The organism is Sedimentimonas flavescens (assembly GCF_025154035.1).
Classification (GTDB): domain Bacteria; phylum Pseudomonadota; class Alphaproteobacteria; order Rhodobacterales; family Rhodobacteraceae; genus Rhodobacter; species Rhodobacter flavescens.
In genome coordinates, this window is sequence record NZ_JAOALJ010000006.1 from 261909 (window position 1) to 269751 (window position 7843).

Consider the following 7843-nt stretch of genomic DNA (forward strand, 5'->3'; position numbering starts at 1 on the left):
TCGCGCCCCCTCCCGAACAGGGTGCGCGCGTTATTCTACCGGCATGGCAGGGGTTCCGTGGCGAAACGACCACAAAGTTGGAAAGCCGACTTGTCGGCATTTCCGTTATAAATCAACTGGTAAGAGTATTTTCCTGACTATCGGAGCGGTAACACATTGACCGGTATCGCGCCCAAGCGGTCAGCCAGTAACCGGATGCGATGGCATACCAGGATTCTGCCGCGCTGCGGCAACCAGCGCTTGTCCGAGTGCAAGTCCGCCATCGTTGGCGGGTACGTCGCGATGGGTCAGGACGGGCAGCCCTGCAAGCGCGTCCAGTGTCAGGCGATGCAGCAGGGCGTTCTGAAAACAGCCCCCCGACAGCGCGACCGCCTGGGCCTGCCCGCTCTCGACCAGTTCTCGGGCCCGATCGGCAAAGCTCCTCGCGAGACCGGCGTGAAACCGGTACGCCATAACCGGCGCTGAAACCCCGGCGTTGCGATCAGCCTGCCATTGCCGCCACATGGGCAGGGGATCAAGCGCTGCGCCTGCGCGCCCGAGAGCATAGGCCTGCGCATCTCCGGGTGCGGTCAGCGCAAGCGCCTCGAGCCACACTGCAGCCTCGCCCTCATAGCTTTGCGGACCGAGGAACCCGAGAGCCGCCGCGAAAGCGTCAAACAGCCGCCCGGCCGAAGACGAAAGCGGCGCGTTCAGACCCGCAGAGATGGCCTGGCGCAGCAGCCCAATCGGCTTGTCCGCCAGAATTCGGTCCGCCTCGACGCCTAGCTCCGCCGCATCGAGTTGCGCGAGCAGGTTGCGCCAAGGCTCGCGCGCGGCACGGTCGGCGCCGGGCAGTGCGACGGGGCGCAGATGCGCGATACGCTCGGCACGGGCATATTCCCCCAACAGCAGTTCTCCGCCCCAGATCGTGCCATCCGCCCCAAGGCCCGTCCCGTCGAGGATGATGCCCGCAACCGGCCCCCCATCGCGCGGCCAGCCGTTTTCCGCCAGACAGGCGGCCAGATGCGCGTGGTGATGATACACCCCTTCCAGCGGCAGCCCCATGTTCTGGCCCGCCTGCGTGGCGCGGTAGCCGGGATGGGCATCGACGGCGATGCATTCGGCCCGGTGATCGAAGAGCGCGCGGTAATCCGTCACGGCCTTGTGGAATTCTTCAAGGCAAAGCACATCGTCAAGATCGCCCAGATGGTGGGAAAGGAGCGCCTGACCGTTCTTGATCAGACAGATCGCACCCTTCATCTGCCCGCCAAGCGCCAGAACCTGCGGGGCATCCTCGAACCCCTTCGGCATGGGAATGGTTCCCGGCACGCGGCCCCTCGCATGCCGCAGCACCATGGGTGGGTCCGCCCGCACGACACTGTCATCAAGACGCCGAGCAATATCGCGGTCATGCATCACGAAACCATCGGCGAAATTGCTCAGTTTCGCGCGCGCCTCGTCATTGCCGATTACCTGCGGCTCGCCCGAGAGATTGCCGGAGGTCATCACCAGCACCCCGTCGAAGGCCGAAAGCAAGAGGTGATGCAGAGGCGTATAGGGCAGCATCAACCCCAGCTGCGTCATTCCGGGGGCGATCAGTTCGGGCAAGACGCCCCGCCCGGACACCAGCACCACCGGCGCTGAGGGCGCACGCAGCGCCACGAGATCGGCGCCGGACAGATGCGCCACGTCGTGCAGCACCTCCTCATGTGCCATCAGCGCGAAAGGCTTTGCGGGGCGGCGCTTGCGCGAACGCAAGAGCGCCAGCGCCTCGGGGTTGCGCGCATCGCAGGCAAGATGAAAGCCGCCAAGCCCCTTGATCGCGACGATCCGACCCGCGCGCAAGTCCTCCACGGCCTGCGCGATCGGATCGCCGGGCATCTCGGCACCGGCCCGCTCGAACCACAGTCGGGGGCCACAGTCAGGGCAAGCAACGGGCTGCGCGTGAAAGCGCCGGTCGGCCGGGTCGGAGTATTCTGCCCGGCAAGCCGGGCACATCTCGAACGGGGCCATGGTCGTCTGCGCCCGGTCATAGGGCAGCCCCCGCAGGATCGAAAAGCGCGGCCCGCAGTGGGTGCAATTGGTGAAGGCATAACCCTTGCGGCGGCCGGGTTCGGCAATTTCAGCCCGGCACTCCGGGCAGGTGGCGGCGTCCGGGGTAACGCGCGTCTCGGCGCCCTGTCCCGCGCTGGCCGCAATCGTGAAGCCGATGGGTGCAAGTTCAAACCGGCACTCGCCCAGTTCAACCGCATCTACCCGCGCCAAGGGCGGCGCAAGGCTGCGAATATCGGCAAGGAAGCCAGCGGGAGCCGACAGGACACGGATCAGCACCCCCTCGGGGTCGTTCAACACTTCGCCCACCAGGCCGTGGCCCTTCGCAAGACGCCAGATGAAGGGGCGAAACCCCACCCCTTGCACCTGCCCTCGAACCCGGATCTGAACGCCGTTCATCCCCGCCATCTAGTGCACCGTACAGACCATGCAGGGATCGAAGCTGCGCACGATATGCTGAACGCTAACCGGGGTCGTCTCCCCCTCCCCGACCGGAGCACCGACCAGCGCGGCTTCGAGCGGACCGGGCACTCCTTGCCCATCGCGCGGGCTGAAGTTCCAGGTCGTGGGCGCGATGATCTGATAGCCCGCGATGCGCCCACGCTCGATCCGCAGCCAATGCCCAAGGGCGCCGCGCGCGGCCTCGACCAGGCCGACACCGCGCGCATGCTCGGGTATCTGAGCGTGGATCATGAACCGCGCGGCAGGGTCGATGCCGCGCGCCAACTCCTCCATGAATATCTGGGTACGCGCGATCTCCAGCAAGCGCCCGGCAACCCGCGCCAGCACCCCGCCACCCGCCAGATCGCGCGCCAACGCATGCCCGTCGATCACCTGACGCGCCAGCGCGCCCACCTCGAACGTCTGACCATTCAGGCGCGGCGCCTTGCACCAGCTATAGGCACCCTCACGCATAGCCTCGTCGGGGCGGGTCTCGCCTGCGAAAGGGTGAGCCTCCGCGCCCAGCATCCAGGCATGCGACAGATCCTCGGTCAGCCCCGAAAGGTCGAGCGGACGCAGCCCGCCATCCCATAGCCCCGGCGCAAAACCGTGGCCCGTTTCCAGCGGGTAGGCGCCATGGCTCATGTAGCGACCCGCGCCGCGCCCCAGATCGTTCAGTCGCAGATCCTGCGCGATCTCCAGAAACAGCCCTGCATCGCCGGTCTGCCAGCGCATCATTTCCTCTGCGCTGGACAGGGCCGCGAAAGCCTCAAGCGGGGCCCCGAAAACCACCTCTTCGAGGTAGCGCCGGAAGGCCCGCAGCGTCGTTTCGATACGGATCTTATCGCGTGGCCCCGGCGCGCGCGTGACACCGCCGGGTTGAATGGCCAGCGTATGCGGCCACTTCCCCGCCATGAGCCCAAGGATATGCATCAGCTTCGCCCGCGCCTCGACCGCAGTCCGGATGGCCGAGCCCTCAATGGCGGTGAACCGCGCCACCGCGCGATCATGCCAGACATGCCCCGCATACACCGGGCGGGCGAAATCGGGCATGAAGAACAGGTTGAAATGGGTCAGATGGTCCGAGACATTTTCGACGGCATGGATGAGCGCGGCCATCGCCGCCCCCTGCGGCGTGGGTGCGACCCCCATCGCTGCCCCCAGGGCCCGCGCCGCTGCGGCGGATTGCGAAATCGAGCAGATGCCGCAAATCCGGGGGGTGATGGTCAGCGCATCGCGCGGGTCCTTGCCTTCCAGCATCCGCTCGAACCCGCGGTAGAGCGGCGCATTGACCCGCGCAGATGCGACGTGCCCCTCGGCAAGCTCAAGATGCACCTCAAGATCGCCCTCGACCCGGTTGAACGGGCCAACGACCAGACGTGGCGTGTCGCTCATGTGCCCCCCCTCGGCTTACGCAGCGTGGGCGGCACTTCAATGCGCGGCGCGGTCGCGTTGCGGGCAATACGCGGCGGGGTAGCCGCCTTCGACAGAGAGGCCAGCGCCATGAACCAAGCCTTGGGCATGTCGGTCGGCAGCCCCACCGGAATGCCCGCGACCTTCGGCGTCTGGGTGAACGGGTGGCGCGGCTCTTCGAACTCGGGCGCGGTGCAGTTGATGCAGGGATAGCCGCCGCGCGTGCAGCTACCCTCGCCGTTCCAGGGGCGGATATTGCAGTCGCCCACCGCCTGGGTGCCGATACAGCCCAGATGCTCCATCATGCATCCCATATCCGACAGACCGACCGCCGAGGCCTTGTATTCGTAGAACTCGTTCTTGGGGCAGCCGTGATGCACCAGGTGCTGCGCGTAGAAAAGCGGCCGCCCGAGAGCATCCAGATCCTGCGCGCCCAAGGCGCCCTCGTTCAGCATCAAAAGCGTCTCGGTCACCCAGCCCGGATGGGTCGGGCAGCCTGCAACATTGATGACCGGAAGCCCCGAGGCTGCTCGGAATTCGGGGGGCAGCACACCGCCCGCATGAGCGCCTTCATATTGCACACCGACCGCATCCGAGGGGTTGCCGCCAGCCGAAGTCACCCCGCCATAGGCCGCACAGGTGCCCACCGCCACCACGTCGCGCGCCAGCGGCGCCAAGGCGCGCACCCAATCGAGCATCGAGCGCCCCGTGCCTGCAAGCATCTGGAACCTGCCGGTCCCGCGCGGCCCCCGCGCGATCGCACCCTCGATGGCCAGGACATCAAGCGCAACCGCGCCCTGCTCGACCGCCTCAAGGATGCGCAGCGCCTCGACCCCGGTCTCGACCGAGAGCGAAGGGTGCCACAAGAACCGGATCCCCGCCCCTCCGAGCGTTTCAAACACGTCGGGGTCTTCGGCGCACAAGAGCGACATCGTGCAGCCGCCGCAGCCCGACGCCTGCAACCACAGCACGTTCATTGCACGCCCTCCGCCAGTTCAAGATCGATCCGGAAACAGGCTCCGCCCTGCGCATCGGGGCATAGCCTCAGCCGCCCGCCATGCTCTTCGGCGATCTTGTGGCTGATCGACAGCCCAAGCCCGGTGCCGCGCCCGACAGGCTTGGTGGTGAAGAATGGGTCAAAAATCGTCTGAGCGACCTCGGGCGGCACCCCCGGCCCGTTGTCACGAACGTAAAGCTGCGCGCGGCCCCCGTCGACCTCGGCGCCGATCTCGATACAGGCGCCCTCGCGGCCTTCGAGCGCATCGAAGGCGTTTTGCACAAGGTTCATCACGACCTGCTGGATATGGCCGGGCCGACCGCGCACCCGTAGCGCGGGCAACCCCGAGAAGCGGACATCGACAGACTTGCGCGCGCCGCGCGACACCCAGTTCGCCGCCACCTGTGCGGTTTCCACCAGATCGAAGACGACCATTTCGCCGGTTCCATCGGCCGAAAGGCGGCGCAGGTCTTCGACGATATCGCGCACCCGCTCGGCCCCCTCGCGAGCACCCCTCACGGCCTCGCGCAGATTGCGGACCTCGCGGTCGAGTTTGAGGTCTTCGCGCAGGGCGATCAGTTCGTCACGACTGGCACCGGACTGAACCTGCTCGAAATAGGCTTCGAACTTGCCCGCGTACCGCTCCAGCGCATGGGCGTTCGCATAGACGAAACTGATGGGGTTGTTCAGCTCATGCGCCACGCCCGCCAGCAGCCGCCCGAGGGATGCCAGCTTTTCGTTGCGCACCAATTGCGCCTGGGTGGATTTCAGCGCTTCGTGCCCCTTCTCCAGCGCGGAATAGGCCTTGCGCAACTCGCCCACGGGGCGCCCGGTCAGCACATATCCCGCGACTCGCCCGCGATCATCCATCCGTGGGCTGATCGACAACTCGAGCGGCGCGAGTTCCTCGGGGCCGATCAGCGAAGCCTCGATCGTCACCGGGGCGCGCGCGTTGGTGGCTTCGGCCAGCGCGCGGTCGAGAGCGTCCACATCCGCCGGAGCGAACATGGCCGCCAGCGGGCGCGAATGCCATTCCCACAGCGGCTTGCCTGTCAGTTTGGCCACCGAGGCCGAGGTCTCCAGGATTGACCCGGCCCGCGACACCACGATGAGCACATCGGAAACCGAGGCCAGGATCGAGCCAAGAAACGAGCGCAACTCCTCGAGCTCGTGGTTCTGCCGCTCAAGCCGTTCCTGATAATCGACAAGATCAGCGTAGGTCCGATCCACCGCCGACAGCACGTCGAACCACACATCATCGCCCGCACCGCCCGCCTTTGGCAGCAGAGCGCTCAGTTTCGAGGCATCAAAGCTTGGCGCGGCGTCGCGCGGCGGGTTCTTGGCCATGGGACCTCCTGGGAAGGAGCATAGCCGCTCGGGGGCACGGTGCAAGATAGGCCTGTGGTCCGCATCCCGCAGCCGGCGAGCGACCGCGGGATGCGGAACAATCAGAACCTCAGCTGCAAGAGCGAGCGCAGCGTCAATGCCTCAAGCGTATCGTCTCCGCCGAAGCCGTCATAGCGCAGAGACACCTCGCCGCTCCAATCGGCGCCCGGCAAGGTGCGCGCGCCGATCTCGACGGCACCGGCCACCTCGTTGCGATCTTCCGAGGCGGTCGAGGTCGTGCGGGTCCAGTTCAACTCGGGCTCGACAAAGACCGCCCACTCGGACCCGGTTTGCGAGATCGGGTATTCCCATTCGGTCGAGGCAGACAGGCGCGTGCGCTTGCTCACCCCTTTCGGGATCTCGGTCGCACCCTCCGGGCCGCTGACAGTGAACGCATCCATCGATTCACGCAGGTGTTGCAGCTTGAGCAACGGCGTCAGCACGGCGTCACCCGCCTGATACTTCCCATAGAGCGACACCGTCGAGTAGAAGCGCGACGTATCGAACTCACCCGAATAGATGTCACCCAGACCGAAGACATCAATCTCGGCATCGTTGGAGGATTGCCCCCAGGACAGCCGCGCGCTCATGAACAGATTGCGCGACAACTCGGCCGAAAGATAGGGACCAAGCAGCCAGCCCTTGCCCGAGATATCAAACCCGTTGTCCGCGGTTTCGTCCGAACTGTCGAACTGCGCCATGAGGCCAAGCGACAGGCGCTCATTCGCCAGGAAGTCCGCGCCAAAGGAGATCAGGCCGAACTCACCGTCGCGCGTTCCATAGCTGCCACTGGCATCCTCGTAGACCGACCAGATCCCCTCGCTCCAGAGATACCAGTCGCGGTCCTCCGAGACGTTGCTGGCGCTGAACCGCACGCCCGAGGTTTCAGAGGGGCGGATCGAGAAGCGCGGATTGTTCTCGGCATTGCGCCGCCGATCAAGCAGATAGGCATTGGGCTCGCTCGCCATGAGCCGCTCGATGCGCCGCTCGATGAACTGCGAGGTCGCCTCGCCGAAGGCCTGCTGCGCGATGCCATCGTCGAACCTGACCGGAGCCACCGTAATCACGACGGTATCGGGCGCCGAGTCATTGCCCTGATCATCCGAGACAACCAGCTGGAAGGTCAGCTCTGCCGCCGGTTCGTTCATCGCGATATCTGGCGCGATGAAGCTGGGCTGCGCAGAAGACCCCGAGCTGAGCGTCACCGTCGGCCCTCCGGTCTGGGTCCACTCATAGCTCAGCGGATCGTCCTCCGGATCGCTAGAGCCCGTGCCGTCGAGCATCACGCCCGCACCGGACTCCACCGACTGGTTCGACCCCGCATCCGCCGTCGGCGCCGTGTTCGGCCGCGTCGGCGGGTTCACCGTCACCGTCACGCTCGCTTCGGACGAAAACTCCCCGTCGCTCACCACGAGCTTGAACACCAGATCAACCGGGCTGTCCGACCACGAGAGCGTCGGCGCCGTGAAGCTTGGCGTCGCAGTCGACGCGCCGCTCAGGCTGACGCCCGTGCTGCTCGTCTCTTCCCAACTGTAGCTCAGCGTGTCGTCCTCGGGGTCGCTCGAACCGCTGCCA

5 protein-coding genes are annotated in these 7843 nt (G+C 66.2%); all 5 read right to left on the reverse strand.

What is annotated here, in order from left to right; translation table 11 throughout:
- Positions 1-180: 180 nt before the first annotated feature.
- Positions 181-2439: a carbamoyltransferase HypF gene (gene hypF / locus N3C64_RS13135; RefSeq protein ID WP_375546118.1), complete on the reverse strand. Its 2259-nt coding sequence runs from the start codon at positions 2437-2439 to the stop codon at positions 181-183.
- Positions 2440-3867 carry a nickel-dependent hydrogenase large subunit gene (locus tag N3C64_RS13140; RefSeq protein WP_260014805.1) on the reverse strand — a complete coding sequence of 476 codons (1428 nt, stop codon included), beginning with the start codon at positions 3865-3867 and terminating at the stop codon, positions 2440-2442.
- On the reverse strand, positions 3864-4862 hold the full coding sequence (locus N3C64_RS13145) for an NADH-quinone oxidoreductase subunit B family protein (RefSeq protein ID WP_260014806.1): 999 nt from the start codon (positions 4860-4862) through the stop codon (positions 3864-3866). The genes N3C64_RS13140 and N3C64_RS13145 overlap by 4 nt, the downstream gene beginning before the upstream one ends.
- Positions 4859-6229: a sensor histidine kinase gene (locus N3C64_RS13150; RefSeq protein ID WP_260014807.1), complete on the reverse strand. Its 1371-nt coding sequence runs from the start codon at positions 6227-6229 to the stop codon at positions 4859-4861. Before N3C64_RS13150 ends, N3C64_RS13145 begins: the two co-directional genes overlap by 4 nt.
- 101 nt (positions 6230-6330) lie before the next feature.
- The coding region (locus tag N3C64_RS13155; RefSeq protein WP_260014808.1) for an autotransporter outer membrane beta-barrel domain-containing protein at positions 6331-7843 on the reverse strand (1513 nt) is incomplete at its 5' end.